This window comes from Streptomyces sparsogenes subsp. cuspidosporus (assembly GCF_039532705.1).
Lineage (GTDB): Bacteria > Actinomycetota > Actinomycetes > Streptomycetales > Streptomycetaceae > Streptomyces > Streptomyces sparsogenes.
In genome coordinates, this window is sequence record NZ_BAAASD010000007.1 from 57,166 (window position 1) to 82,780 (window position 25,615).

General features: G+C 71.3%; 20 protein-coding genes and 2 tRNA genes. 8 read left to right on the forward strand and 14 right to left on the reverse strand.

Annotation, left to right across the window (positions count from 1 at the left end; genetic code table 11):
• Positions 1 to 14: 14 nt before the first annotated feature.
• The gene (locus ABFY07_RS11395) at positions 15 to 2,648 is read right to left on the reverse strand and encodes a valine--tRNA ligase (RefSeq protein ID WP_346174370.1); all 2,634 of its coding nucleotides are present in this window, start codon (positions 2,646 to 2,648) and stop codon (positions 15 to 17) included.
• A 121-nt stretch (positions 2,649 to 2,769) separates the two neighbouring features.
• Between ABFY07_RS11395 and ABFY07_RS11400 the strand changes: the two genes are divergently transcribed.
• The 3 genes from ABFY07_RS11400 to ABFY07_RS11410 are packed head-to-tail and all read left to right on the forward strand — an operon-like array spanning position 2,770 to position 5,737.
• Positions 2,770 to 3,774, forward strand: coding sequence for a hypothetical protein (locus tag ABFY07_RS11400; protein WP_346174371.1), 1,005 nt, complete (start codon positions 2,770 to 2,772; stop codon positions 3,772 to 3,774).
• Between the two features lie 42 nt (positions 3,775 to 3,816).
• Positions 3,817 to 4,815 carry a hypothetical protein gene (locus ABFY07_RS11405; RefSeq protein ID WP_346174372.1) on the forward strand — a complete coding sequence of 333 codons (999 nt, stop codon included), beginning with the start codon at positions 3,817 to 3,819 and terminating at the stop codon, positions 4,813 to 4,815.
• Between the two features lie 52 nt (positions 4,816 to 4,867).
• Entirely contained in the window at positions 4,868 to 5,737 is an 870-nt protein-coding gene (locus tag ABFY07_RS11410) for a hypothetical protein (protein WP_346174373.1), read from the forward strand.
• A gap of 77 nt (positions 5,738 to 5,814) precedes the next feature.
• On the opposite strand, the gene clpX is transcribed toward ABFY07_RS11410, so the two are convergent.
• The 5 genes from clpX to ABFY07_RS11435 all read right to left on the reverse strand — a co-directional run bounded on the left by clpX (position 5,815) and on the right by ABFY07_RS11435 (position 10,643).
• A complete protein-coding gene (gene clpX, locus ABFY07_RS11415) occupies positions 5,815 to 7,101 on the reverse strand; it encodes an ATP-dependent Clp protease ATP-binding subunit ClpX (RefSeq protein WP_065959338.1) in 1,287 nt (428 codons plus the stop codon).
• 181 nt (positions 7,102 to 7,282) lie between these two features.
• Positions 7,283 to 7,954, reverse strand: a complete 672-nt coding sequence (locus tag ABFY07_RS11420) for an ATP-dependent Clp protease proteolytic subunit (protein ID WP_346174374.1) — start codon at positions 7,952 to 7,954, stop codon at positions 7,283 to 7,285.
• Between the two features lie 52 nt (positions 7,955 to 8,006).
• Entirely contained in the window at positions 8,007 to 8,621 is a 615-nt protein-coding gene (locus tag ABFY07_RS11425; protein WP_065959342.1) for an ATP-dependent Clp protease proteolytic subunit, read from the reverse strand.
• 340 nt (positions 8,622 to 8,961) lie between these two features.
• On the reverse strand, positions 8,962 to 10,392 hold the full coding sequence (gene tig / locus ABFY07_RS11430; protein WP_346174375.1) for a trigger factor: 1,431 nt from the start codon (positions 10,390 to 10,392) through the stop codon (positions 8,962 to 8,964).
• A 174-nt stretch (positions 10,393 to 10,566) separates the two neighbouring features.
• A tRNA-Pro gene (locus ABFY07_RS11435) sits at positions 10,567 to 10,643 on the reverse strand.
• Positions 10,644 to 10,816: 173 nt separating this feature from the next.
• Here ABFY07_RS11435 and ABFY07_RS11440 point away from each other — a divergent pair.
• Positions 10,817 to 10,890, forward strand: a tRNA-Gly gene (locus tag ABFY07_RS11440).
• Between the two features lie 99 nt (positions 10,891 to 10,989).
• Here ABFY07_RS11440 and ABFY07_RS11445 read toward each other — a convergent pair.
• Positions 10,990 to 11,154: a hypothetical protein gene (locus ABFY07_RS11445; RefSeq protein ID WP_404777344.1), complete on the reverse strand. Its 165-nt coding sequence runs from the start codon at positions 11,152 to 11,154 to the stop codon at positions 10,990 to 10,992.
• A 637-nt stretch (positions 11,155 to 11,791) separates the two neighbouring features.
• Here ABFY07_RS11445 and ABFY07_RS11450 point away from each other — a divergent pair.
• The gene (locus ABFY07_RS11450; protein ID WP_346174377.1) at positions 11,792 to 12,970 is read left to right on the forward strand and encodes an acyltransferase family protein; all 1,179 of its coding nucleotides are present in this window, start codon (positions 11,792 to 11,794) and stop codon (positions 12,968 to 12,970) included.
• Positions 12,971 to 13,075: 105 nt separating this feature from the next.
• Here the strand turns inward: ABFY07_RS11450 and ABFY07_RS11455 are convergent, their stop codons facing one another.
• The 3 genes from ABFY07_RS11455 to ABFY07_RS11465 all read right to left on the reverse strand — a co-directional run bounded on the left by ABFY07_RS11455 (position 13,076) and on the right by ABFY07_RS11465 (position 17,976).
• Positions 13,076 to 15,574, reverse strand: a complete 2,499-nt coding sequence (locus ABFY07_RS11455; protein WP_346174378.1) for an ABC transporter permease — start codon at positions 15,572 to 15,574, stop codon at positions 13,076 to 13,078.
• Positions 15,571 to 16,500 carry an ABC transporter ATP-binding protein gene (locus tag ABFY07_RS11460; protein ID WP_346174379.1) on the reverse strand — a complete coding sequence of 310 codons (930 nt, stop codon included), beginning with the start codon at positions 16,498 to 16,500 and terminating at the stop codon, positions 15,571 to 15,573. The genes ABFY07_RS11455 and ABFY07_RS11460 overlap by 4 nt, the downstream gene beginning before the upstream one ends.
• A gap of 333 nt (positions 16,501 to 16,833) precedes the next feature.
• Positions 16,834 to 17,976, reverse strand: a complete 1,143-nt coding sequence (locus ABFY07_RS11465; RefSeq protein ID WP_346174380.1) for a SpoIIE family protein phosphatase — start codon at positions 17,974 to 17,976, stop codon at positions 16,834 to 16,836.
• Between the two features lie 128 nt (positions 17,977 to 18,104).
• On the opposite strand from ABFY07_RS11465, the gene ABFY07_RS11470 reads away from it, so the two are divergent.
• Positions 18,105 to 19,334, forward strand: coding sequence for a GNAT family N-acetyltransferase (locus ABFY07_RS11470; RefSeq protein ID WP_346174381.1), 1,230 nt, complete (start codon positions 18,105 to 18,107; stop codon positions 19,332 to 19,334).
• Between the two features lie 29 nt (positions 19,335 to 19,363).
• Here the strand turns inward: ABFY07_RS11470 and ABFY07_RS11475 are convergent, their stop codons facing one another.
• Entirely contained in the window at positions 19,364 to 20,173 is an 810-nt protein-coding gene (locus ABFY07_RS11475; protein ID WP_065959375.1) for an Fpg/Nei family DNA glycosylase, read from the reverse strand.
• A gap of 7 nt (positions 20,174 to 20,180) precedes the next feature.
• Complete coding sequence (locus ABFY07_RS11480; RefSeq protein ID WP_346174382.1) at positions 20,181 to 20,669, reverse strand: ribose-5-phosphate isomerase; 489 nt, start codon at positions 20,667 to 20,669, stop codon at positions 20,181 to 20,183.
• Between the two features lie 180 nt (positions 20,670 to 20,849).
• Here ABFY07_RS11480 and ABFY07_RS11485 point away from each other — a divergent pair, with 180 nt between their 5' ends.
• Positions 20,850 to 22,337 (forward strand): amino acid permease, encoded by a 1,488-nt coding sequence (locus ABFY07_RS11485; RefSeq protein WP_428836904.1) that lies wholly within the window; start codon positions 20,850 to 20,852, stop codon positions 22,335 to 22,337.
• Between the two features lie 83 nt (positions 22,338 to 22,420).
• Here ABFY07_RS11485 and ABFY07_RS11490 read toward each other — a convergent pair whose 3' ends face one another.
• Positions 22,421 to 23,047 carry a biotin transporter BioY gene (locus ABFY07_RS11490; protein ID WP_346174383.1) on the reverse strand — a complete coding sequence of 209 codons (627 nt, stop codon included), beginning with the start codon at positions 23,045 to 23,047 and terminating at the stop codon, positions 22,421 to 22,423.
• Between the two features lie 268 nt (positions 23,048 to 23,315).
• On the opposite strand from ABFY07_RS11490, the gene ABFY07_RS11495 reads away from it, so the two are divergent.
• Positions 23,316 to 24,737 carry an amino acid permease gene (locus tag ABFY07_RS11495; RefSeq protein WP_346174384.1) on the forward strand — a complete coding sequence of 474 codons (1,422 nt, stop codon included), beginning with the start codon at positions 23,316 to 23,318 and terminating at the stop codon, positions 24,735 to 24,737.
• Positions 24,738 to 24,835: 98 nt separating this feature from the next.
• Here the strand turns inward: ABFY07_RS11495 and ABFY07_RS11500 are convergent, their stop codons facing one another.
• A complete protein-coding gene (locus tag ABFY07_RS11500) occupies positions 24,836 to 25,474 on the reverse strand; it encodes a mycothiol-dependent nitroreductase Rv2466c family protein (RefSeq protein ID WP_065959384.1) in 639 nt (212 codons plus the stop codon).
• Between the last annotated feature and the right edge of the window lie 141 nt (positions 25,475 to 25,615).

Genomic DNA, 25,615 nt, shown 5'->3' on the forward strand with positions numbered 1-25,615 from the left:
CGCCGGGTGGGCGGTCAGCCCTGGGGCAGGGCCGCCAACTGGGCGGTGATACGGGCGATGTCGGCCTCGGCGGTCGACTGCCGCATCCGGATCTTCTCCACGACGTGGTCGGGCGCCTTGGCCAGGAAGGCCTCGTTGCCCAGCTTGGCCGTGGTCTGCGCCTTGTCCTTCTCGGCGGCCGCGAGGTCCTTGGCCAGCCGCTTGCGCTCGGCCTCCACGTCGATCGCGCCGGACAGGTCGAGGGCCACGGTCGCGCCCGCGACCGGCAGCGAGGCGGTGGCGGTGAAGTCCTCACCGGCCGGCTGGAGCCGCAGCAGCGACCGCATGGCGTCCTCGTGGGCCATCAGCGGAGTGCCGGACAGCTCGAGGCGCGCCGGGACCTTCTGGCCGGGCTGGAGGCCCTGGTCGGCCCGGAACCTGCGGACCTCGGTGACCACCTGCTGGAGTGTGGTGATCTCCTGCTCGGCCGCCGCGTCGCGGAAGCCGCTGTCGGCCGGCCAGTCGGCGATGACGACGGACTCGCGGCCGGTGAGCGCGGTCCACAGCTTCTCGGTGACGAACGGCACGACCGGGTGCAGCAGCCGCAGCATCACGTCCAGGACCTCGCCGAGCACCCGCCGGGAGGCATCGGCCGCCGCCCCGCCCTGGGCGAAGGTGGTCTTGGACAGCTCGACGTACCAGTCGAAGACCTCGTCCCACGCGAAGTGGTAGAGGGTGTCCGACAACTTCGCGAACTGGTAGTCCTCGTAGTACGCGTCGACCTCGGCGACCACCGTGTTCAGCCGGGACAGGATCCAGCGGTCGGTCGCGGAGAGCCGCTCGGCGGGGGGCAGTTCGCCCTCGATCGTGGCGCCGTTCATCAGCGCGAAGCGCGTGGCGTTCCAGATCTTGTTGGCGAAGTTGCGGGAGGCCTGGACCCAGTCCTCGCCGATCGGCACGTCCACGCCGGGGTTGGCGCCCCGGGCGAGGGTGAACCGGACCGCGTCCGAACCGTAGCGGTCCATCCAGTCCAGCGGGTTGACCGCGTTCCCGAAGGACTTGGACATCTTCTTGCCGAACTGGTCGCGCACCATGCCGTGCAGGGCGATGGTGTGGAACGGCGGGGTGCCGTCCATCGCGTACAGGCCGAACATCATCATCCGGGCGACCCAGAAGAAGAGGATGTCGTAGCCGGTGACCAGGACCGAGTTCGGATAGAACTTCCGCAGGCTCGCGGTGTCCTCCGGCCAGCCGAGCGTGGAGAACGGCCACAGGCCGGAGGAGAACCAGGTGTCCAGGACGTCGCTGTCCTGGCGCCAGCCCTCGCCGGTGGGCGGCTGCTCGTCCGGCCCGACGCACACGACCTCGCCGTTCGGCCCGTACCAGACCGGGATGCGGTGGCCCCACCACAGCTGGCGCGAGATGCACCAGTCGTGGAGGTTGTCGACCCAGTCGAAGTAGCGCTTGGCCATGTCCTCCGGGTGGATCTTCACCCGGCCGTCGCGGACCGCGTCGCCCGCGGCCTTGGCCAGCGGGCCGACCTTGACCCACCACTGCATGGACAGCCGCGGCTCGATGGTCGTCTTGCAGCGCGAGCAGTGGCCGACCGAGTGGACGTATGGCCGCTTCTCGGCGACGATCCGGCCGTCGGCGCGCAGCGCGCCGACGATGGCGCTGCGCGCCTCCAGCCGGTCCAGGCCCTGGAAGGGGCCGTGGGCGGTGATCACCGCGTGCTCGTCCATGACGGTGAGGTTCGGCAGCCCGTGCCGCTGGCCGATCTCGAAGTCGTTGGGGTCGTGGGCCGGGGTGACCTTGACCGCGCCGGTGCCGAACTCCGGGTCGACGTGCTCGTCGGCGACGATCGGGATGCGGCGGCCGGTGAGCGGCAGCTCGATCTCGGTGCCGACCAGGTGGCGGTAGCGCTCGTCGTCGGGGTGGACGGCGACCGCGGTGTCGCCGAGCATCGTCTCGGCGCGGGTGGTGGCGACGACGATCGAGTTCTCGCCCTCGCCGTACCGGATCGAGACCAGCTCGCCGTCGTCGTCGTCGTACTCCACCTCGATGTCGGAGATGGCCGTCAGACAGCGCGGGCACCAGTTGATGATCCGCTCGGCGCGGTAGATCAGCTCGTCGTCGTAGAGCTTCTTGAAGATCGTCTGGACGGCCTTGGACAGCCCCTCGTCCATGGTGAAGCGCTCACGGTTCCAGGCGACGCCGTCGCCCAGGCGACGCATCTGGCCGGAGATCTGCCCGCCCGAGGTGGCCTTCCACTGCCAGACCCGCTCGACGAACGCCTCGCGGCCCAGGTCGTGGCGGGAGACGCCCTCCTTGGCGAGCTCGCGCTCGACCACGTTCTGGGTGGCGATGCCGGCGTGGTCCATGCCGGGCTGCCACAGCGTCTCGTAGCCCTGCATGCGCTTGCGCCGGGTGAGCGCATCGATGATGGTGTGCTCGAAGGCATGGCCGAGGTGGAGCGAGCCGGTGACGTTGGGCGGGGGGATGACGATGGTGTAGGGCTCTTTGCCGCTGTTCTCGTCCGCCTCGAAGTAACCGCGCTCTACCCAGCGCTCGTACAGCTGCCCCTCTACATCGGCCGGCGCGTACTGGGTCGGCAGTTCGGGGTGGCTGTTGGGCCCTCTGTCGGGGCGCTGCTGAGAGTTCTCGGTCACGACCGCAGTCTAAAGGGCCGCGGCACTCCGTTACGAACCCGTTGTGGCCCCGCCGCGAAGGGAGGGCGACGCGTCAGGAAGGATGTTGCGCACCTGTCATGCGCATCAAGGAGAGGGCACGATGAGCTACCACCAGCCGCCGCCGCAGCCCGGGCCCTACGGGGCGCAGCCGGGTCCGTACGGCGCCGGCCAGCAGCCGCCCGTGCCCAACAATCCCTATGCCCAGCCCGGCTACGGCTATCCGCAGCAGCACGGGCAACCACAGGGCGGGCAGCCGCCGCAGGGCGGACAGCAACCGGGCGGGCAGCCGCAGGGCGGCTACGGCGCCCCCGGCGGTGCGTACGGGGGCTACGGTCAGCCGAGCCAGTACGGCGGGCCGAATCCGTACGCCCAGCCGCCGCAGCAGCAGGCGCCGCCCCCGCAGCAGATACCGGGGTCCGGCTACGGCTATCCCCCGCCGCAGCCGCAGCCGCCCGCGCCGGGTGGCGGCCGCCGCCGGGGCCGGGCCGTGGGCATCGCGGTGGGGGTGATCGTGGCCCTGGGGGCCGCGGCCGGCGGGGCCTGGCTCCTGCTCGGCGGGGGCGCGGACGGCCCGTACAAACTGACCACCCCGAAGACGGTCGCCGGCGACTACCAGCGCCAGGGGGCCGGCACGGACGAGAACGACCTGTCCGAGGCCGGCAAGAAGGATCTGCAGCAGGTGCCGGTCGTGAACGATCCGCACCTGGTGGCGGCCGACTACCAGTCCTCGGGGAAGAACATGATGAAGTTCACCGGGGTCTGGGGCGAGGTGACCGATCCCAAGCGGGGCGCGGACCTGTCCTTGGCGGTCATCGTCAAGGCGCTGCAGGACAACGGCACGGCGCAGGCCCAGGGCGGCGCCCAGGAGTTCTCGCCGAAGGGCTTCGACGGGGACGTCCTGAAGTGCCAGATGTTGAAGTTCACCGCGGATCAGGGATCCGTGGAGGCGCCCGCGTGCGTCTGGGGCGACAAGGACACCTTGGGCGTCACCGTGATGGTGGATCCGGCGGCCGCGGTCCTGGGCGGCGGCGGCATGTCACTGCGCGAGGCCGCGGACCTCACCGTCAAGGTGCGCGACGACGCGCGCGTCGAGATCGACAACTAGATCGACAGCCGGCGACAACCGGCAACACAACGAAGGACAGACATGAGCTACAACCAGCCGGGCCCGTACGGCCAGCAGCCCCAGCAGCCGGGTCCCTACGGACAGGGCGGCGCGGCCGGGCAGCCCGGCTACGGCTACCCCCAGCAGGGCGGGTACCCCCAGCAGGGCGGCTACGGCCAGCCGGGCCCCTACGGCCAGCCGCAGCAGCCCCCGCAGCCCCAGCCCGGCTACGGCTACCCGCAGCAGCCGCAGGCCGGCCCCTACGGCCAGCCCCAGCAGCCGTACGGGCAGCCGGGCATGCCCGGGCCGTACCAGCCGGCGCCCCCGCCGAGCGGCGGCGGCAAGAAGGGCCTGGCGATAGCCATCGGCGCGGTGGTCGTGGTGGCCGCGGTGGTCGGCGGCTTCCTGCTGTTCAACAACAAGGACGACGACAAGGGCGGCAGCGGCGGCAACGGGGGCGGCGGCAAGAAGGTCGTCGCCGACGACGGCAAGCGCTACAAGCTGACCGCACCTCAGACGGTGGCTGGCGAGTACACCAAGGTCGGTAGTGGCGGACTCACTGAGCAGGATGCGAAGGACTTCGAGAGGTTCGGCGTCACGAACCCGAAGCCGGAGAGCGGAAAGTACAAGTCCGGCGAAGGAATGAGCCAAAAGCAGATGGAACTCAACGGGGTCTGGGGGGATGTAAAAGATCCCGAAGCGGTTGTCGATGGCGCCTTCGCAAAGATTGCGGACGAGGCGGAGCAGGATCCCTCGACCGGTGGCGGCATGACCGCTGAGCTCGTGGGCAGCCCGCAGAAGGTGACTCCGGCCGGCCTTGACGACGCCGTCATGAAGTGCCAAAACGTGAAGTTCACCGGTGGCACGTCAGCCACCAAGAGCTTCACCATTCCGCTGTGTATGTGGGGCGACAACAGCACCATTGGCTATGTGGTGATCTCCGACGTGTCGTCCGCGCTCTCCGGCGGAGGCATGTCCATCGACACCGCCGCCGAGATCACGGCAAAGGTCCGCAAGGACGTACGCGTGGAGATCAAGTAGCCGCCCGCCCAGCGAAGTCCACAGGCCGCAGCCCGGAGGGGAATCCCCACACATGAGCTACAACCAGCCGCCGCCGCAGCCCGGCCCCTACGGCGGAGGCCAGTCCGGCCCCAACCCGTACGCGGGCGGTCAGCCCAACCCGTACGGCGGGGCCCAGCAACCGTCCGCGGAGCCCAATCCGTACGCGCAGGCGCAGCCGGGCTACGGCTACCCCCAACAGCCGCCGCAGCAGCCGGGCTACGGCTATCCCCAGCAGCCGGCCGCGCCGTACGGCCAGCCCCAGCCGCCCTTCCCCGGGCCCGGGGCGCCCGGCGGGGGCCGTAACAAGACGAAGATCATCGCGATCTCGGCGGCGGCTCTGGTGGTGGTCGGCGCGGTCGTCACCGGCGCCGTGGTGCTCAACAAGGGCGACGACAAGCCCGAGGCGATGAAGCTGGTCACCCCCAAGACGCTCGACGACGGCACGTACACGCTGGACAAGGGCACCAAGGACCTGGAGAGCGAGGGCACCAGCGTGCAGGACCGGATGCCCGAGGGCGCCACCTCGGTGCTGGCCCAGTACACGCGCGCCGACGACGCGAACTCGGGGCTGGCCTTCTCCGGTGTCTACGGGGAGTTCAGCGACCCCGACAAGGTCCGGGACGAGATGTTCAAGGGCTTCTCGGGCGGGGACGCCTCCCCGACGGTGGAGAAGAAGCGCAAGGAGTTCCGGCCCGAGGGCGCGGACGGGCCGAGCATAGAGTGCGAAGTCGTCAAGATGTACGACCGGATCTACGCCCCGGCGTGCGCCTGGGCGGAGAAGACGGACGCGGCGATGGTCCTGGATGTCAACGCGGACAGCACGACCGCGGACGACGCCGACATGGAGGCGTTCGCCAAGGTGACCGCGGGCATCTACAAGGCCACCCGCAAACCCGCCTGAGAGACGCGCCGAGACGCGAGGAGGGCCCTGGGGTTCCCAGGGCCCTCCTCGCGTCTTGTGGCGCCTTCCGGCGGCTCTTACGCGCTCTTCTCGTGGCGCTCGCCCGGCTCGCCGCCGCGGGTGCGGGGCACCAGCGTCGGGTTGACGTTGGAGTGGACGACGTCCTCGGTGATGACGACGCGGGCGACGTCCTTGCGCGACGGCACCTCGTACATCGCCGACATCAGGACCTCTTCGATGATGGCGCGCAGACCGCGCGCGCCGGTGCCGCGCAGGATCGCCTGGTCGGCGATGGCCTCCAGGGCCGGGCGGTCGAAGTGCAGCTCGACGCCGTCGAGTTCGAAGAGCCGCTGGTACTGCTTGACCAGAGCGTTCCTCGGCTCGACGAGGATCTGCAGCAGCGCCTCGCGGTCGAGGTTGTGGACGGAGGTGATGACCGGGAGGCGGCCGATGAACTCCGGGATCATCCCGAACTTCACCAGATCCTCCGGCATGACCTCCTGGAACTGGTCGCTCGCCTCGATCTCGCGCTTGGAGCGGATCGTGGCGCCGAAGCCGATGCCCTTGGCGCCGGCCCGCGCCTCGATGATCTTCTCCAGACCGGCGAAGGCGCCGCCCACGATGAACAGCACGTTCGTCGTGTCGATCTGGATGAACTCCTGGTGCGGGTGCTTGCGGCCGCCCTGCGGCGGCACCGAGGCCGTGGTGCCCTCGAGGATCTTCAGCAGCGCCTGCTGGACGCCCTCGCCGGAGACGTCACGGGTGATCGAGGGGTTCTCGCTCTTGCGGGCCACCTTGTCGATCTCGTCGATGTAGATGATGCCCGTCTCGGCCTTCTTGACGTCGTAGTCGGAGGCCTGGATCAGCTTCAGGAGGATGTTCTCCACGTCCTCGCCGACATAGCCCGCCTCGGTGAGCGCGGTCGCGTCGGCGATGGCGAACGGGACGTTGAGCATCCGCGCGAGGGTCTGCGCCAGCAGGGTCTTGCCGGAGCCGGTCGGGCCGAGCAGCAGGATGTTGGACTTCGCCAACTCGATGCCGTCGTCGCGGTTGTGGGCGCTGTTCTCGCCGGCCTGGACCCGCTTGTAGTGGTTGTAGACGGCGACGGAAAGCGCCTTTTTCGCGGCCTCCTGGCCGACGACGTAGCCCTCGAGGAACTCGTAGATCTCGCGCGGCTTGGGGAGTTCCTCCCAGCGAACCTCGGAGGTCTCGGCGAGCTCCTCCTCGATGATCTCGTTGCAGAGATCGATGCACTCATCGCAGATGTACACACCCGGGCCCGCGATGAGCTTCTTCACCTGCTTCTGGCTCTTCCCGCAGAACGAGCACTTGAGCAGGTCGCCGCCGTCACCGATGCGTGCCACGAGGTGATTCCCCTTCGCCTTGGATCCGCTTTGTTCCCACGAATCCGGGTGCTTGCGCTGCGCTTTCTGCTTCTGTTACCGGGGGCGGACCCCAGCCCCCTATGAACGGTACCTTGCCCGGGGCCCGGTTCGGGCCCCCCTTGGCCCTACTCGGTGCGAGGGGGGCGCCGATACCGGAGTGTCAGCCCAGGCCGACCGAGGTCTTGCGGGTCGAGACGATCTGGTCGATCAGGCCGTAGGACAGCGATTCCTCGGCCGTGAGGATCTTGTCCCGCTCGATGTCGTCGCGGATCTTCTCGATCGGCGTCGTGGAGTGCTTGGCCAGCATCTCCTCGAGCTGGGAGCGCATCCGCAGGATCTCGTTGGCCGCGATCTCCAGGTCGGAGACCTGGCCGCGCCCGGTCTCGCTGTACGGCTGGTGGATCAGCACGCGGGCGTTCGGCAGCGCCATCCGCTTGCCGGGCGTGCCGGCGGCCAGCAGCACGGCGGCGGCGGAGGCCGCCTGGCCCATGCAGACCGTCTGGATGTCGGGCTTCACGAACTGCATCGTGTCGTAGATGGCGGTCAGCGCGGTGAACGAGCCGCCGGGCGAGTTGATGTAGATCGAGATGTCGCGGTCCGGGTCCATCGACTCCAGGCACAGCAGCTGCGCCATGACGTCGTTGGCCGAGGCGTCGTCGATCTGCACGCCGAGGAAGATCACGCGCTCCTCGAAGAGCTTGGCGTACGGGTCGTACTCCCGGATGCCCTGGGAGGTCCGCTCGACGAAGCGCGGGACCACGTAGCGGGCCTCGGCCTGCGGGCCGGCGTAGCGGGCGTACAGGCCGCTGCCGGGGAAGTTCTGGGTGTTCACATGCACCGTCCTGGTGATGAGCAGTGGTCTGGGTCGGCTGGGGGCGGGGGGATCAGGCCCCGGTGCCGCCGCCGCCCGGGATGTGTGCGGCGGAGGCGATGACCTCGTCGACCAGGCCGTACTCCTTGGCCTCCTCGGCGGAGAACCAGCGGTCGCGGTCGGAGTCGCGGGTGATCTGCTCAACGGTCTGGCCGGTGTGGAGAGCGGTGAGCTCGGCCATCTTCTTCTTGGTGCGCAGCAGCTGCTCGGCGTGGATCTTGATGTCCGACGCGGAGCCCGCGAGGCCGGCGGACGGCTGGTGGATCAGGATCTCCGCGTTCGGCAGCGCGAAGCGCTTGCCGGGGGTGCCCGCGCTCAGCAGGAACTGGCCCATCGAGGCGGCGAGGCCCATGGCGATGGTGATCACGTCGTTCTTGATGTACTGCATGGTGTCGTAGATCGCCATGCCGGCCGTGATCGAGCCGCCCGGGGAGTTGATGTAGAGGTTGATGTCCTTGTCCGGCTCCGCGGCGAGCAGAAGCAGCTGCGCGGTGATCTTGTTGGCGATTTCGTCGTCGACCGGCTGGCCGAGGAAGATGATCCGCTCACCGAGCAGCCGGTTGTAGACCTGGTCGCCGAGGCCTCCGAAGGTCGGCTCGCCGGCGGCGGAAGGCATCGTATTCGTCACGTATCCACCTGCTCGTCTCTGACGGCGACTGGCCGTCTCAGCGTCTTCTTCTGGGACGCGGGGGCGTAACCGCCGGTAGGCTCCGGCGGGCTCGTGGGACTCCCCTGCCCTCGTATCTACGGACCCTAACGCGCTGGTCGGCGGCGGCCATCCCGCATCAGGAACTGTTCGCTCTGAGCGCAGGTTCCGGGCCCGGGGCGGGCCGGGCGGGGGCGGGGCGCCGGGGATTCCGCGCGGGGCGCCGCACAGGGCCGCGTACGGCCCGTGGAATCGCGAACGGGCCCGGAACGCGCTCATCACGTCCGGGCCCGTTCTACGGGCTGTGGGGGGCCGCCGGGCGTCAGCCCTCGGCCTTGTCCCCGCCCTTGTCGCCCTCGTCGGCCTTGGCCTCGGTCTCGGCGGCCGACTCCTCGGCGGCCGGCTCCTCCGCGGCGGCCTCGACCGTCTCGCCGGTCTCGTCCTCGTCGTCCAGGTCGACGGTCTCACCCTTGTCGTCGACCACCTTGGCGGCCTCGACCACGACGGCGAGGGCCTTGCCGCGGGCGACCTCGCCCACGAGCATCGGCACCTGGCCGCCCTCGACGACGGCCTGCGCGAACTGGTCGGGGCTCATGCCGGAGGAGGCGGCGCGGCGCATCAGGTGCTCGGTGAGCTCCTCCTGGCCGACGGACAGCTTCTCCTTGTTGACCAGCTCGTCGAGCACGAACTGGGTCTTGATGCCCTTCTCGGCCTGCTCCTTGAGCTCGGCCTCGAACTCCTCGGCGGTCTTGTCCTGCATCTGCAGGTAGGACTCCAGGGTCAGACCCATCTGGCCGAGCTGGTGGTGCTCCAGGTTGTGCTTGCGGGTCTGGATCTCGTCCTCGAGGAGCTTCTCGGGGATCGGGACCTCGACCAGCTCCAGCAGGGCGTCGAGCACCTTCTCCTGGGCCTGGGTGGCCTGGTCGAACTTCTTCGACCGCTCCAGCCGCTTGCGGGTGTCGGCGCGCAGCTCCTCGAGGGTGTCGAACTCGCTGGCCAGCTGGGCGAAGTCGTCGTCCAGCTCGGGCAGCTCGCGGGCCTTGACCTCGGAGACCTTGACCGTGACCTCGGCCTCCTTGCCCTTGGCGGAGCCGCCCTTGAGCTCGGAGGTGAAGGTGGCGGAGCCGCCGGCCTCCAGGCCGGTGACCGCCTCGTCGATGCCCTCGAGCAGCTCGCCGGAGCCGATCGTGTAGTTCACGCCGCTCGCGACGCCGTCCTCCAGGACCTCGCCCTCGACCTTGGCCTCGAGGTCGACGGTCACGACGTCGCCCTCGGCGGCGGCGCGCTCGACGGCGTTGGTGGTGGCGAAGCGGTCGCGCAGCTGCTCGACGGCCTTGTCGATGTCCTCGTCCGAGACCTCGACGGAGTCGACGGTGACCTCGATGCCGGAGTAGTCCGGGATCTCGATCGTCGGGCGTACGTCCACCTCGGCGGTGAAGGCCAGCAGCTCGTTGTCCTTGAGCTCGGTGATGTCGACCTCGGGCTGGCCGAGCGGGTTCAGCTCGCCCTCGTTGACCGCGTCGGTGTAGAACTTCGGGAGGGCGTCGTTGACCGCCTCCTCCAGCACCGCACCGCGGCCGAACCGCTGGTCGATGACGCGGGCCGGGATCTTGCCCTTGCGGAAGCCGGGCACCGTGACCTGCTGGTTGATCTTCTTGTACGCCGCGTCGAGGCTGGGCTTGAGCTCCTCGAAGGGCACCTCGACAGTGAGCCGAACCCGAGTCGGGTTCAGGGTCTCCACGGCGCTCTTCACGGTTCGGTCTCCTTGGGGCTGACTTCTTGGTGTTCTGCTGCGTTGCTGTGGTGCGTTTCAGCGGATCGCGCCCGGCAGAGAAAGACACAGACGCGCAGCTTGCATAGTAACCGCACGCATGACGCGGCCCACAATGCGATCTTGCGCTCGTGATCGCGACGGTGATCGTGATGTTGGTCGGGGTGGCCGGATTCGAACCGACGACCTTCCGCTCCCAAAGCGGACGCGCTACCAAGCTGCGCCACACCCCGTCGGTGCGACACGTAGGGTACATGCCCCGGCAGGCCACGGCCGCCGCTTTTCCGACTGGTGGGCAAGGGTGTGCGGGATGTGGCGCGGACCCGCTACGATGCTTGCCGTGCCGCGGATCGGGCAATCACGCTCGACGGCCGCGCCCGGAAGATCCGGCGGGGTGGCGGCGCAGGCGGGCGTAGCTCAATGGTAGAGCCCCAGTCTTCCAAACTGGCTACGCGGGTTCGATTCCCGTCGCCCGCTCCATGCCTTCCGGCCCGGTGCCCGGGATTCTCCCGGCGCCGGGCCGTTCGTGTTTCCCCCTGTTTCCGGGCGCGCCGCCGGGCGCGCTTCCGGAGCGTGGGATCAGAGGTCTATCTCACTGATCGAACGCGAGACCGAGTCGAGGAAGTCCTGGATGTTGGGCGCCAGGTCGGACGACGCGAGCAGGAAGCCGAAGAGCGCCGCCACGAGGGCCGGCCCCCAGCTGATCTTGCCGTTGCGGACCATCAACACAAGGATGATGCCCACCAGCACCACCAAAGACACAGATATGACCACGACTGATCACACACCCTCGGTCGCCACGCATCTCACCGGCCCGGAAGCACGCGACCTCGCACACCCCCGCGACACCATCGTGCCATCAACTCCCGCCGCCCTGGAGCCGCGTGACGGAACCGCCGGTCCTTCGGTCCGCACCTCACCTACCCCGCCGGGCGCCACTCCACGACCCGGGGCAGGGTGACGCCGCACACAATTCGAGGGCCTGCCCGACCATCGGAATTGGACTTGATCACATAGTCGGCGGGAAATTCCGAATTTCCCCGGGGCCGTTCCGGCCCGGCGGGACGTAACGACAAAGCGCCAATGAAGCAGACATTCCGCCAGAGCCGCCCCCGGGGCATATGTCACCATTTAATCAGTGCGAAACGTGACAGACCGGGCGGCGGTGGATCGTCATACCGAACGATCGGATCGCTTTGTCGACTTGCCCCCGCCCGATACCTGCACGAGCCATGCATGCGATAGGCAACAAAGAACTGGACGAGGTTTTACGCAATACGGGTTTCACGGCTATCGTGCATTGAATGTTCCACGCTGCCACGACTCCCCCACGCGCAGTGTGGTCCCGGGTCCTGTCCCCCAGCTCCTGGTGGGAGGGCCTGTGACCAACTCCCTGCGCCCGCACGGTTACCAGCGGGCCCCGCTCCCCCCGGCCCGGGAGGCGGAGCCCCCTCCCCCCACACCGCACCGCGACACAGCAGGGCACCAGACGGGTCCGCCCACCGCTCCGGCCAAGCCCGAGCCCAAGCAGCGGGACGCGTTCTTCGACAACGCGAAGTACCTCGCGATCGTGCTGGTCGCCATGGGCCACGCATGGGAGCCGCTGACCGACGGCAGCCGCACCGCCGAAGCGCTCTACATGACCGTCTACGCGTTCCACATGCCGGCGTTCATCCTCATCTCCGGCTACTTCTCCCGCAGCTTCGACATGCGGCCCCACCGGCTCAGGCGGCTCATCACCGGGATCGCCGTACCGTATTTGATCTTCGAGATCGCCTACACCTTCTTCAAGCGCTGGGCGGACGACGACCCCACGTACGACTTCAGCCTGCTGGACCCCTGGTACCTCACCTGGTTCCTGATCGCGCTGTTCGTCTGGCGGATGACCACCCCGATCTGGAAGATCATCCGCTGGCCGATCCCCGTCTCGCTGGCCATCGCCACGCTGGCCTCGGTCTCCCCCGACATCGGTGACGACCTCGATCTGCAGCGGGTGCTCCAGTTCCTGCCGTTCTTCGTGATCGGGCTGCACATGAAGGCGGAGCACTTCCAGCGGATCCGCACGCCCCGGACGCGGCTGGTGGCCCTGCCGGTGTTCGCCGGCGCGGTCGCGTTCGCCTACTGGGCGGGCCCGCGGATGAACTCGGCGTGGTTCTACCGCCGCGACAGCGTCCAGGAGCTCGCCGCGCCGCCGTGGACCGGGCCCGTGATGACCCTCGCCATGTTCGGCTGCTCGATGGTGCTGGTCGCGTGCTTCTTCGCCTGGGTGCCGCGGCGCCGGATGTGGTTCACCGCCCTGGGCGCCGGGACCCTGTACGGGTACCTGCTGCACGGCTTCCTGGCCAAGGGCTCCCGCTTCTGGGGCTGGTACGACGACTACGCGTGGCTGCACAAGCCGCTCGGCGAGATCGCGGTCACGCTGGTCGCCGCCACGGTCGTCACCCTCCTGTGCACGCCTCCCGTGCAGCGCCTGTTCCGCTTCGCGATCGAACCGAAGATGGAGTGGGCCTTCCGGAAGGACCCGGGCGAGCAGGCCCGCAGCCGCACCTCGGCGGCCTGAGAGCCGCCCGAGACCCCGCGCACGACCCGGGCATTCGCGAGGGCCGTGCCGGAGCCGGATCACCCCGGCCCGGCACGGCCCTCACCGTTCCGGGTGCCTTCCGCATCACCTGCCGTGCCGGAGCGCCGCCCGGGCGGGCAGCCCCGTCGCGAGCAGCCCCAGGGCCACCGCCGCGCCCACGAAGCCCGCGTACGTCAACGGCGGCAGGTACGGGCCCTCCCCCGTCAGGCCGCGGGCCATCGGCACCAGCGTCGCCAGCGCGATCGCCGTGCCGAGCGCGACCCCGGCGGTGACCACCAGCAGCGCCTCCCAGCGCACCATGCCCAGGACCTGCCGCCGGGTCGACCCGATCAGCCGGAGCGTGCTCAGCTCCCGACGGCGGTCGAGGACGGTCATCACCAGCGTGTTGGCGGCGGCGACGGCGGCGAAGCCGCCGAGGACCGCGGCCATCACGGTGTTGGCCCAGGCGTTGAGCTCGCCCTCCTCGTCCCGGGCCGCCGCGTAGCCGCCGGGGCCGGTGACCTCCCCGAGGGGGCCGAGCGCGGCCGCGACCGCCGCCGGGTCGGCGCCCTTCGCGTCCCGTACCAGCACATGGCTGTCGAAGCCGGAGGTCACATGGGAGGCCAGCGCCGCGCGCACCAGGGTGACCTGCGCGAGGCCCAGCCCCCGCCCGTACGTCGCGACGACCTCGGGCGCGGCGGTCGCGCCGTCCGGGAGGCGCAGCCGGAGCCGGTCGCCGACCTTCACCCCCATGGAGGACGCGAGGCCCGCGTCCATGGCCACCGTGCCGCGCCCCAGCGCGTCCAGGTCGCCCGTGCGGACGTCGAGGTCCTGGACGGCCGCCAGGGCGCGGCCCGTCCCGGACACGCCCTGCGCCGACGCGGTCTCCAGCCAGGCGCCGTCGCCCGACCCCTTGCGGACCAGCACTCCGGTGCGCAGCACCCCGACCGCCGCGGCAACCCCGCGGACCCGCCCGGCGCGGGCCGTGGCGTCGGCGGGCAGGCCGCCCGGCGCGGAGACGACGTGGTCGGCGACGATGCCCTCGCGCCGCTGCCCGGCCGTCGCGTGGTCCTCGCTGGTGTGCAGGAACACCAGCGTCGAGGCGAAGGCCATGGCGAGCACGAGCGGGGTGATCGCCGAGGCCAGGCGGCGGGCGTTGGCCCGGGCGTTGGCCGCCGCCAGGACGGCCGGGGCCCGGCCCGCGCGCAGCGGCAGGCCGACCAGCCAGGCGCAGCCACGGGCGACGAACGGGCCCAGCAGCCCGACGGCCAGCATGAACAGCATCACCACGCCCAGCGCCGCGTTGGCCGCGTCCTCGCCCGATGTCGAGGCCGCCACGCCCGTCAGCACGCAGCCGCCGGCCAGGGCCGCGGTGCCCAGCAGGGTACGGACGACGCCCGGGCGGAAGGGCTCGGCCGCCGCCTCGCCGAGCGCCTGGCCCGGCTTGATCCGCGCCGGTCTGCGGGCCGCCGCCAGGCCCGCGAGCAACGCGGTGAGCAGCCCCGCGCCGACGGCGCTGACCAGCGGGATCCAGGAGACCGAGAGCTCCACCCCGGCCGGGATCGCGCCCTTGTCCCGCAGCTGCCCGAACCACCAGTGCGCCAGGCCGATCCCGGGCAGGGTGCCGAGCGCGCCCGCGAGCGGGGCGACCAGCAGCGCCTCCGTGGCGATGGACCGGCGGATCTGGCGCGGGGTGGCGCCGATCGCGCGCAGCAGGGCGATCTCGCGGCCGCGCTGGCCGACGGAGAGCGCGACGGTGCCGGCGGTGGTGAAGAGGGCGACCATGGTGGCGACCCCGCCGAAGGAGCCGCCGATCCCCTCCAGAACCTCCCTGGCCCCCTCCAGCCCGGGCTCCTCGGCCGCGCCACGCCCCTGACCGGTGCGCACGCGCGCGGCGGGCGCGTTCTTGAGGGCGCGCTCCAGGCGGTCCGCCAGTGCGCCGGGGGTGGTGCCGGGGCGGGGGCGGACGAGGACGGCGTCCACGGTGGCCGGGTGGCCGGACAGGGCCCGCGCCCGGGCGTCGGTGAACCAGACGGTGGGGCCGCCGTCGCCGCCGGTGCGGCCCCGGGGGCTCGTACGGGCGATGCCGGACACCCGGAAGCGGTGGGCGCCGTCGGCCGTGGTCAGGGTGATCCGGCCGCCCGGGCGGGCGTGCGCCGCGCGGGCCGCCGCTTCGTCCAGCACGACCTCGCCTTCCCGTGGGGCGGTGCCCAAGGCGAGCGCGGCGCCGGTGAAGGGGGCGGAGCCCCAGCCGTGGCCGGTGAGGGCGGCGGCGCCGCGGCGGACGGGGAAGGTCAGGTCGGGCACGGCCGCCGCCGCGCCGGGGGTGCGGGCGGCCGTGGCGACGAGCGAGGCGTCGAGCCGGACCCGGTCGGGGGCGGGCTCGGACTCCTCCCGGCCGCCCACCCGCTGGTGGGCGGTGACCACGACCGGGGTGTGCGCGTAACGCCCGGGCGGCACGGTGGCCCGCAACCCGCTCTCCAGCAGGATCCCGCAGGCCGACACGATCGCGGCGGCCAGCACCAGCGCGATGAAGGTGCCGACGAACGCGGCCGGCTTGAAGCGGACGGCGGCCCGGGCCAGCCCGTTGCCGAAGAACCTCATCGGACGGCCTCCGGCACACCGCCCGGGACGCCCGGCACACCACCCGGGACGCCCGGCGCATGGGCCGGGACGGCCGGTGCGCGGGCCGACCGGACGGCGGCGGGGTCCGTGGGGGCCGCGGCCGGGCGGGCGGTGAGCCGGGTCATCCGGGCGGCGATGTCCTGGGCCGGGGCGCGCGTCACGCTGTCGGCGATCGAGCCGTCGGCGAGGAACAGCACGCGGTCGGCGTAGCTCGCGGCCACGGGATCGTGGGTGACCATGACGACGGTCGCGCCGAGCGCGTCCACGGCGTGCCGCAGCAGGCCGAGCACCTCGGCGGCGGTGCCGGTGTCCAGGGCGCCGGTCGGCTCGTCGGCGAAGACCACGTCGGGGCCGGTGACCAGCGCGCGGGCGATGGCGACCCGCTGCTGCTGCCCGCCGGAGAGCCGGCCCGGGCGGCGCCCGCCCAGCTCGCCGAGCCCCACCTGGGCGAGCAGGGCACGGGCCCGGGCCCGGTCGGGGCGCGCGCCGGCGAGCCGCATCGGCAGCACCACGTTCTGCTCGACGGTGAGGGAGGGGAGGAGGTTGAAGGACTGGAAGACGAAGCCGAGGCGGGTGCGACGCAGCGCGGTGAGCTTGTTCTCGCTCATGCCGGTGATCTCCGTGCCGCCGAGCCTGACCGAGCCCGCGGTGGGCCGGTCCAGGCCGGCGGCGCACTGCAGGAAGGTGGACTTGCCGGAGCCGGAGGGCCCCATCACGGCGGTGAAGCTTCCCCGGGGGAGCGTGAGGTCGATGCCGCGCAGGGCGTGCACGGCGCGCGAGCCGCGGCCGTACTGGCGCCGCACGCCGCGCAGTTCCACGGCGGCGTCCCCCGCGCCGCGCGGCCCCTCCCCCCACTCGTCCCGCCGCTCGTCGCGCCGCTGGTCGCGCCGCCTGCGCAGCCGCATGGTCTCCGCCCTTCCGAGGTGTTTTCCGATGCCTCGAACGTACGGAGCGCGGGGGTCCGGCCACCATGACGGCCGCCGCCGTTTCCGCGGTAGGGATAGCCCCCCCTTTTAAGGGCTCGGTTCTCCCCCAGCTACCGCTGGGAGGTGCCCCCGCCGGGGCGCATCCAGCCCCTGTTCGACGGTCGACCACGCGGCGGTAGCCGCATGTCGATCACAGCCTCGGCCCTTCGTTCCTCAGGGCCTCCGCGCGCTCTCCCTTTCACGGTGACACCAGCGCCTCCGGCGCGGGCGGCGCGCCCCTTCGGCTCACTCGCCCCAGACCTCGGCCCCCGGCTACTGGCGGCAGATGAGCAGCAGCGCCCGGTCGTCGTTGACGTCCTTGGCGACCGTCTCGATCAGGTGCCACGCCGCGCCCTGGAAGCCGGACGCGACATAGCGGTCGGCCTCGCCGGTCAGGCGGTCGATGCCCTCGCTGATGTCACGGTCGGCGGTCTCGACGAGGCCGTCGGTGAAGAGCATCAGGACGTCGCCGGGGCGCAGCGTGCCCTTGGTGGGGTCGAACTGGGCGCCGTCGTAGACGCCGAGCAGGGGGCCGTCGGCGGACTTCTCCTCCCACTTGCCCGTGCCCGCGCTCAGCTGCAGGGCGGGCAGGTGTCCGGCCGAGAAGAGCTCGAAATCGCCGCTGTCGAGGTCCAGTACGAGGTGGATGGAGGTCGCGAAGCCCTCGTCCCAGTCCTGGCGCAGCAGGTAGCCGTTGGCGGCCGGGAGGAAGCCGTGGGGCGGCAGGGAGCCGAGGAGGCCGCCGAAGGCGCCGGAGAGGAGGAGGGCGCGGGAGGCCGCGTCCATGCCCTTGCCGGAGACGTCGGTGAGGACGACTTCGAGGGTGCGGCCGCCGTTCGTACGGGCGGCCACGACGAAGTCGCCGGAGAAGGACTGCCCGCCGGCCGGGCGCAGCGCCATCTCGCGGTGCCAGCCGCCGGGGAGGCCGGGCAGCTTGCTCTGGACGCGGATGCGTTCGCGCAGGTCGAAGAGCATGGTGCCGCCGCGCCGCCAGGGCACGCCGACGCGGCTGCGGAACTGGGCGATGAGCAGGCCGAAGAAGCCGACGGCGGCGACGACCAGGATGGTGCCGGGGGTGACCCGGGCGGAGGTGTCCTCCTCCGTGTAGGGGCCGAGGACGGCGGACTCGATGATGAGGGCGGTGGCCGCCGCCGCGTAGAGGGCGAGGAGGCTGGCGGGGCGCAGCACGAGGCCGCCCGCGACGATGGGGAGCACGAGGGCGGCGGGGGCGCACCAGTCCGGCTGGGCGATGGTGCCGAAGGCGATGGTGGGGACGGCGAGCATCAACAGGGTGAGGGCGAGCCGGTCGGAGCCGCCGCCCCGGAAGTAGTCGACGCCGGCTTTGCGCACGCCAGTGCGAGCCCGGTGCAGTGCTTTGCGCATCCGGGCCGTTGGAGTGTCTACGCCGCCAGTCATTGCATCGGGACCCTACCCACCCGTTCGGACGCGCGTCGATTCGTGGCGCGTCGAACCACCCACCGGAGTGGGCAATCGTAAGCGAAATTCGTTCGCGCGTGCCGGAAAGCGCTGCTAGGGATGGGAATATGACGATAGAGCTGCGAGTGCTTGACCCGTCCCGCTGGGACGAGTGGTTCGGCAAGTTGGAGTTGGCGTTCGGCGGGGTTCGGACCTCCCCCGAGGAGCGCGCCCTGTTCCACGACCTGACCGAGTGTGAGCGATCGATCGTGGCCTGGGACGGGGACGAGATCGTCGGCACGGCGGGGTCGTTCAGCTTCCGGTTGTCCGTGCCGGGCGGGGCCGTGGTGCCCGCGTCCGGCCTCACCATGGTCGGCGTGCAGCCGACGCACCGCAGGCGCGGGGTGCTGCGCGCCATGATGCGACGCCAGTTGGACGACGTGCGCGCGGCGGGTGAGCCGCTGGCGGTCCTGACCGCGTCGGAGCCGGAGATCTACGGCCGGTTCGGCTACGGGACGGCGACCTTCGCCGCGTCCGCCGAGATCGACACCACGCGGGTGCGCCTGACCGTGCCGGAGGGGGCCGACGGGGTGGCGCTGCGGGCGGTGGAGCCCGAGGCCGCGATGGAGGCCTGCGAGGCCGTCTACGCCCGGCGGGTGACCGCCCGGCCGGGGATGCTGGAGCGGCGCCCGGGGTGGGAGCGGCATCCGCTGCTGGACCCGGAGGGCGAGCGCGGGGGCGCCTCGCCGCTGCGCTGTGTGCTGGCCGAGCGGGACGGCGAGGTCACCGGTTACGCGCGCTTCGCGGTCAGGCCGGACTGGGACGCGGCCGGGCCCAAGGGGGTGGTCATCCTGCGCGATCTGGAGGCTCTGGATCCGGCGTCCTACGGCGCGCTGTGGCGTTTTCTCTTCGATCTCGACCTGACCTGCACGATCCAGACCGGTCGGCGACCGGTGGACGATCCGTGGCAGCACATGGTTTCCGACATCCGGCGCTGCCAGGTCCGGCTGCGCGACGATCTGCACGTCCGCCCGGTGGACCTCGGCGCGGCGCTCACGGCGCGCACGTACGCCCTGCCGGTGGATGTGGTCCTGGAGGTCACTGACCCGTTCTGCCCGTGGAACGAGGGGCGCTGGCGGCTGACCGGCGACGCCAAGGGCGCGAGTTGCGAGCGTACGGCCGACGCGCCGGAGCTGCGGCTGGGCGCGCGGGAGTTGGGCTCGGCGTATCTTGGCGGGATTTCGCTGTCCGCGCTGGCGGGCGCGGGCCGGGTCGAGGAGCTGCGCCCGGGCGCGCTGGCCGGGGCGTCGGCCGCTTTCCTCAGCGACGTCGCGCCCTGGCTCCCGCACGGCTTCTGACCGCGCCCGGGCCCCGCCGCCGGCCGGGCCTAACGACGCTGGCAGTTCGGGCACCAGAAGAGGTTGCGGGCGGCGAGTTCCGCGGTGCGCACCTCGCCGCCGCAGATGTGGCAGGGCTGCCGGTCCCGGCGGTAGACGTACACCTCGCCGCCGTGGTCGTCGACGCGGGGCGGGCGGCCCATCGCCTCGGGGGTGTGCTCGGGCCGGACCGTGTCGATCCGGTTGTTCCGCACGCCCTCGCGCATCAGCGCGACCAGGTCCGCCCAGATCGCGTCCCACTCGGCGCGGGTCAGATCACGGCCCGCGCGGTAGGGGTCGATGCCGTGCCGGAAGAGGACCTCGGCGCGGTAGACGTTGCCGACCCCCGCGACCACCTTCTGGTCGAGCAGCAGCGCGGCGACGCTGGTGCGGCTGCGGGAGATCCGGGCCCAGGCGCGGTCCCCGTCGTCCGAGGGGCGCAGCGGGTCGGGGCCGAGCCGGTCGTGCACCGCCTGCTTCTCGTCGTCGGTGATCAGCGCGCAGGCGGTGGGCCCGCGCAGGTCCGCGTACGCCGCCTCGGTGGAAAGCCGCAGCCGTACGGTGTCGGTGGGCGGCGGGGCGGGGGCCCGGCCCAGGGTGTACGTGCCGAACAGGCCGAGGTGGACATGGACCCAGCCGGTCGGCGGGAAGCTCAGGAAGAGGTGCTTGCCGTGGGCCTCGGCGTGCTCGAGCACCTGCCCGTCGATGAGGGCCGCGCCGTCGGCGAACTTGCCCTGCGGGCTGCCGGCGCGTACGGGCCGGCCGCCGAACAGCTCGCTGTGGTCGGCGGCCAGCCGGTGGATGGTGTGCCCTTCGGGCATCAGGCCATCAGTCCTGCCGCGGGTGGTGGGCGGGGATGGGCGGCAGCTCGCCGGTGGTCTCGTAGGCGGAGAGCATCTCGATGCGGCGGGTGTGACGCTCCTCACCCGAGTACGGGGTGTTGAGGAAGATCTCGACGAACTTGGTCGCCTCTTCCCGCGTGTGCATCCGGGCGCCGACGCTGATCACGTTGGCGTTGTTGTGCTCACGGCCGAGCGCGGCGGTCTGCTCGCTCCAGGCCAGGGCGGCGCGCACGCCCTTGACCTTGTTGGCGGCGATCTGCTCGCCGTTGCCGGAGCCGCCGATCACGATGCCGAGGCTGTCGGGGTCGGCGGCGGTCCGCTCGGCCGCCCGCAGGCAGAACGGCGGGTAGTCGTCCTGGGCGTCGTAGATGTGGGGCCCGCAGTCGACGGGCTCGTGGCCCGCCGCCCGGAGCCACTCGACGAGGTGGTTCTTCAGTTCGAAACCGGCATGGTCGGAGCCGAGGTACACGCGCATGCCCCCGAGTGTGACACGGCCGTGTCGCCGTCACCGCCCGGGGTACGAGTTCCCAAAACCCCCAGTAACGCCGAGGAAACTCACGGAAATCCCAGGTAACGATCCGGAATCAAAGGTTCATTTGATCGTGACCCTGGGATTCACTTGCGACGCTCGTCACTCAAGAGCAAAGGATCGAGCATGAGCGCACAACCCGCCACCAACGCGGCCGAGGTGTCGGCCGATGGCTCCGGCCCCGGCGCGCCGGGGTCCGACGGCCTCAAGGCCGGCCTGAAGAACCGCCATCTGTCCATGATCGCTATCGGCGGGGTCATCGGGGCGGGGCTGTTCGTCGGATCCGGCGCCGGCATCGCCAAGACGGGGCCCGGCATCCTCATCTCGTACGCGCTGGTCGGCCTCATGGTCGTCCTGGTGATGCGGATGCTCGGCGAGATGGCCGCCGCCAACCCGACCTCCGGCTCCTTCTCCGCCTACGCGGACCGGGCGCTCGGCCGCTGGGCCGGATTCTCGATCGGCTGGCTCTACTGGTTCTTCTGGGTGGTCGTGCTGGCGGTCGAGGCGACCGCGGGCGCCGAGATCCTCGAGGGCTGGGTGCCGCAGGTGCCGCAGTGGGGCTGGGCGCTGATCGTGATGGTGGTGCTGACCGCGGCCAACCTGGCCTCGGTCTCCTCCTACGGCGAGTTCGAGTTCTGGTTCGCCGGGATCAAGGTCGTCGCGATCGCGGCGTTCATCGTGGTGGGCGGGCTCGCCGTCTTCGGGCTGCTGCCCGGCTCGGACAACGAGGGGGCGGGCCTCGCGCACCTCACCGACCACGGCGGGTTCCTGCCGCACGGCCCGGGCGCGATCCTCACCGGTGTGCTGCTGGTCGTCTTCTCCTTCATGGGCAGCGAGATCGTCACCCTCGCCGCCGGTGAGTCCGCGGACCCGCGGCGGGCGGTGACCAAGGCGACCAACAGCGTGATCTGGCGTGTCGCCGTCTTCTACCTGGGCTCGATCCTCGTCGTGGTGACCCTGCTGCCGTGGGACGACCCGAGGATCGCGGACAAGTCGAAGGGCAGCTACGTCGCCGCGCTGGACTCCATCGGCATCCCGCACGCCGCCGACGTCATGAACGTGATCGTGCTGACCGCCGTGCTGTCCTGTCTGAACTCGGGCCTCTACACCGCCTCCCGGATGGCCTTCTCGCTGGGGCGGCGCGGCGACGCGCCGGCCGCCTTCGCGAAGACCACCTCGCGCGGCGTGCCGCAGGCCGCGATCCTCGGGTCGGTCGTCTTCGGCTTCGTCGCGGTCTGGTTCAACTACCAGTGGCCGGACACGGTCTTCCAGTTCCTGCTGAACTCGTCGGGCGCGGTGGCGCTGTTCGTCTGGCTGGTCATCTGCTTCACCCAGCTGAGGATGCGCGGGATCATCCTGCGCGAGTCCCCGGACAAGCTGGTCGTCCGGATGTGGCTGTTCCCGTATCTGACCTGGGCGACGATCGCGATGATCTCGTTCGTGCTGGTCTACATGCTCACCGACAAGGACGGGCGCGAGCAGGTGCTGCTGTCCACGGCCGTGGCGGTGGTGGTCGTGGCCGTGGCGCTGATCCGCGACCGGCTCCCCGGGGCCCGCGGCACGGCCGCCGCCAAGGGCGCCGACAGCGGCTCCAAGGAGTCCGTGATCCCGTAGGGCCGGCTTCCGCCCGCACACGACTCAGGCGCCGGACGAGGCAATGCCCGTCCGGCGCCTGAGTGCGTACGGAGACGAGTGAGCTAGCCGCGGCGGCCGAGCAGCTTCCACGCGGCGGGCAGCGCGCCCATCGCCAGCGCGGCCTTCAGCGCGTCGCCGATGAGGAACGGGGTGAGGCCCGCGGCGACCGCCTGGCCGAGGGAGATGTCCGCGGCCAGCGCGAGGTAGGGGACCCCGACGGCGTAGATGATCGCGGAGCCGGCCGCCATGGTGCCCGCCGTGCGCAGCACCCCGCGGTCCCCGCCGCGCCGGGCCAGCGCGCCCACCACGGTGGCGGCGAGCAGCATGCCCAGCACATAGCCGAAGGACGGCATGGCCGCGCCCGAGTGGCCCTCCGCGAACCACGGCACGCCCGCCATGCCGACCAGGGCGTACAGCGCGAGGGAGAGGAAGCCGCGGCGGGCGCCGAGCGAGGTGCCGACCAGCAGCGCGGCGAAGGTCTGGCCGGTCACCGGGACCGGGGAGCCGGGGACCGGCACGGAGATCTGCGCCGCGAGGCCGGTGAGCGCGGCTCCGCCGAGGACCAGGGCGGCGTCCCGGGCCAGGGTGTACCTGGCGGACGGGGCCGCCGGCCGGGCCCGGCGGGCAGGGAAGATCACGTCCGCGAGGACCGTGCCCGGGTGGACGGTGGCGGCAGATGCGGTACTCATCGACGGTTCTCCGAGGTGAGAGGCAGTGTGGGACAGGATGACGGTAACCCGGGGGGCGGGGTGCGATCACGGTGGACGAGCGACAAACCCGCACCGGGCCGCTTGGAGGCTTCCGGCATGGCGACGCGGCGGGTACACAGCGTCACTCCGGGGTCCGATATTCAGACATCTGGGATCCGAGTGTTGTCCTGAGCGGACACACCCCCTCACACTGAGGTCGTTTTGCACCGTGCCCCATCCGCTCTCATGTAATGGACACAACAGACTCATGAACCGGACACCCGCGTCCTCCGCGCAGGCGCGCGACGCCGAGGCGGTCGGCACCGACCGGGCCGACGGAGCCCTGCTGTCCCACGGCCTCAAGCAACGCCATCTGTCGATGATCGCCCTCGGGGGCGTGATCGGTGCGGGCCTGTTCGTCAGCTCCGGCACCGGCATCGCCGCCGCCGGGCCGTCGATCGTGATCGCCTATGTGGTGTCCGGGCTGCTCGTGATGCTCGTGATGCGCATGCTCGGCGAGATGTCGGCGGCCAACCCGGCCTCCGGCTCCTTCTCCGTGCACGCCGAGCGGGCGATCGGCCCGTGGGCGGGGTTCACCGTGGGCTGGATGTTCTGCGCGCTGCTGTGCGTGGCCATCGCGGCCGAGGCGATCGGCGCGGCGGGGATCATGGTCCAGTGGCTGCCGCACACCGAGTCCTGGATGTGGGTCGCGCTGTTCATGGTGCTGTTCTGCGGGGCGAACCTGGCGGCCGTCAGCAACTTCGGCGAGTTCGAGTTCTGGTTCGCCGCGCTGAAGATCACCGCCATCACGCTCTTCCTGGTCCTGGGCGTACTGGCCATCCTCGGTGTGCTCCCGGGCACCGACGCCCCGGGCACCGCCAACCTCACCGGGACCCACGGCTTCCTGCCCAACGGCTTCGACGGCCTCATCGTGGGCCTTCCGGCCACCGTGTTCGCCTACGGCGGCCTGGAGACGGTCACCATCGCGGCGGCGGAGTCGGAGCGTCCGGTCCAGGGGGTCGCAAGCGCCGTGCGCACCGCGATGTGGCGCATCGCGGTGTTCTACGTCGGCTCCATGCTGGTCGCCGTCACCCTGATCCCGTGGAACGACCCGTCGGTCGTCACCGAGGGCCCGTACGTGGCGGTGCTCAAGCACCTGGGCATCCCGGCGGCCGGGCAGCTGATGAACGTCATCGTGCTGGTGGCCCTGCTCTCCGCGATGAACGCGAACATCTACGGCGCCTCCCGCATGGCCTACTCGCTCGCCAGGCGCGGCGAGGGGCCGGCGTTCCTCGGCAAGGTCAGCGGCGGGGTGCCCCGGGTGACCGTGCTCGCCTGCTCAGCCTTCGGCTTCTTCGCGGTGCTGCTGAGCTACTGGTGGCCGGACACCGTCTTCAAGTGGCTGCTCAACACGGTCGGCGGGGCGGTGCTGATCGTGTGGGGCTTCATCGCGGTCTCGCAGCTGGCGATGCGCAAGCGGCTGCAGCGCGAGGCACCCGAGAAGCTCGTGGTGAAGATGTGGCTGTTCCCGTATCTGACCTGGGTGGCGCTGGCGGGGATCGTCGCCGTGCTGGTGCTGATGACCCGCGAGGCCGACACCCGTACCCAGCTGTACTTCTCGGCCGGCCTGGCGGTGGCGCTCGCGGCGGTCGGCTACCTGCGGCAGCGGATGGTGACGGCCCGGCGCTGACGCCGAGCCCGGGAAAGCCCCCACGCGGCCGCGTGGGGGCTTTCCCGTATCCGCGCGCGAGCTGCGCCGGGGTGCCTCAGTCGAAGACCGGTGGTGCCTCAGTCGAAGATCGGGCCGACCGTGCGGGTGCGCTTGATCTCGTAGAAACCGGGGATGGAGGCGACCATCAGCGTGCCGTCCCACAGCTTGGCCGCGGCCTCGCCCTTGGGCGCGGGGGTGACGACCGGGCCGAAGAAGGCGATCTGCTCGCCGTCCGCGCCGGGGACCGCGATGACCGGGGTGCCCACGTCCTGGCCGACCAGGTCGATGCCCTCCTTGTGGGAGGCGCGCAGCCGCTCGTCGTACGCGTCGGTGTCGGCGGCGTCCGCGAGGTCGGCGGGCAGGCCCACCTCCTCGAGGGCGGCCACGATCGTCTCGCGGTTCCGCTCCAGGCCCTGGTTGTGGAAGCGGGTGCCCAGCGCCTCGTAGAGCGGGCCCAGCACCCCGTCGCCGTGCTTCTGCGCGGCGGCGATGCACACCCGCACCGGGCCCCAGGCGGGGCCGCGCATCATCTCCTGGTACTCCTCGGGCAGTTCGTCGAGCCTGGGCTCGTTGAGCACGGCCAGGCTCATCACATGCCAGCGCACCTCGACCGGGCGGACCTTCTCCACCTCCAGCATCCAGCGGGACGTCATCCAGGCCCACGGACACAGCGGGTCGAACCAGAAATCGGCAGGGGTCTTGGCGGTCTCGGTCACGGTTTCTCCTCGGACGGGCAGCTGCGGAAAAGCGTCATGTGTTCCAGGGAACACGGCCGGGCGCGGCGGCCATTCCCCGATTCCCGTTGTCAGTGCCGCGTGACATGATTCCGGGTGTCCACCATCTGATACGCGACATTC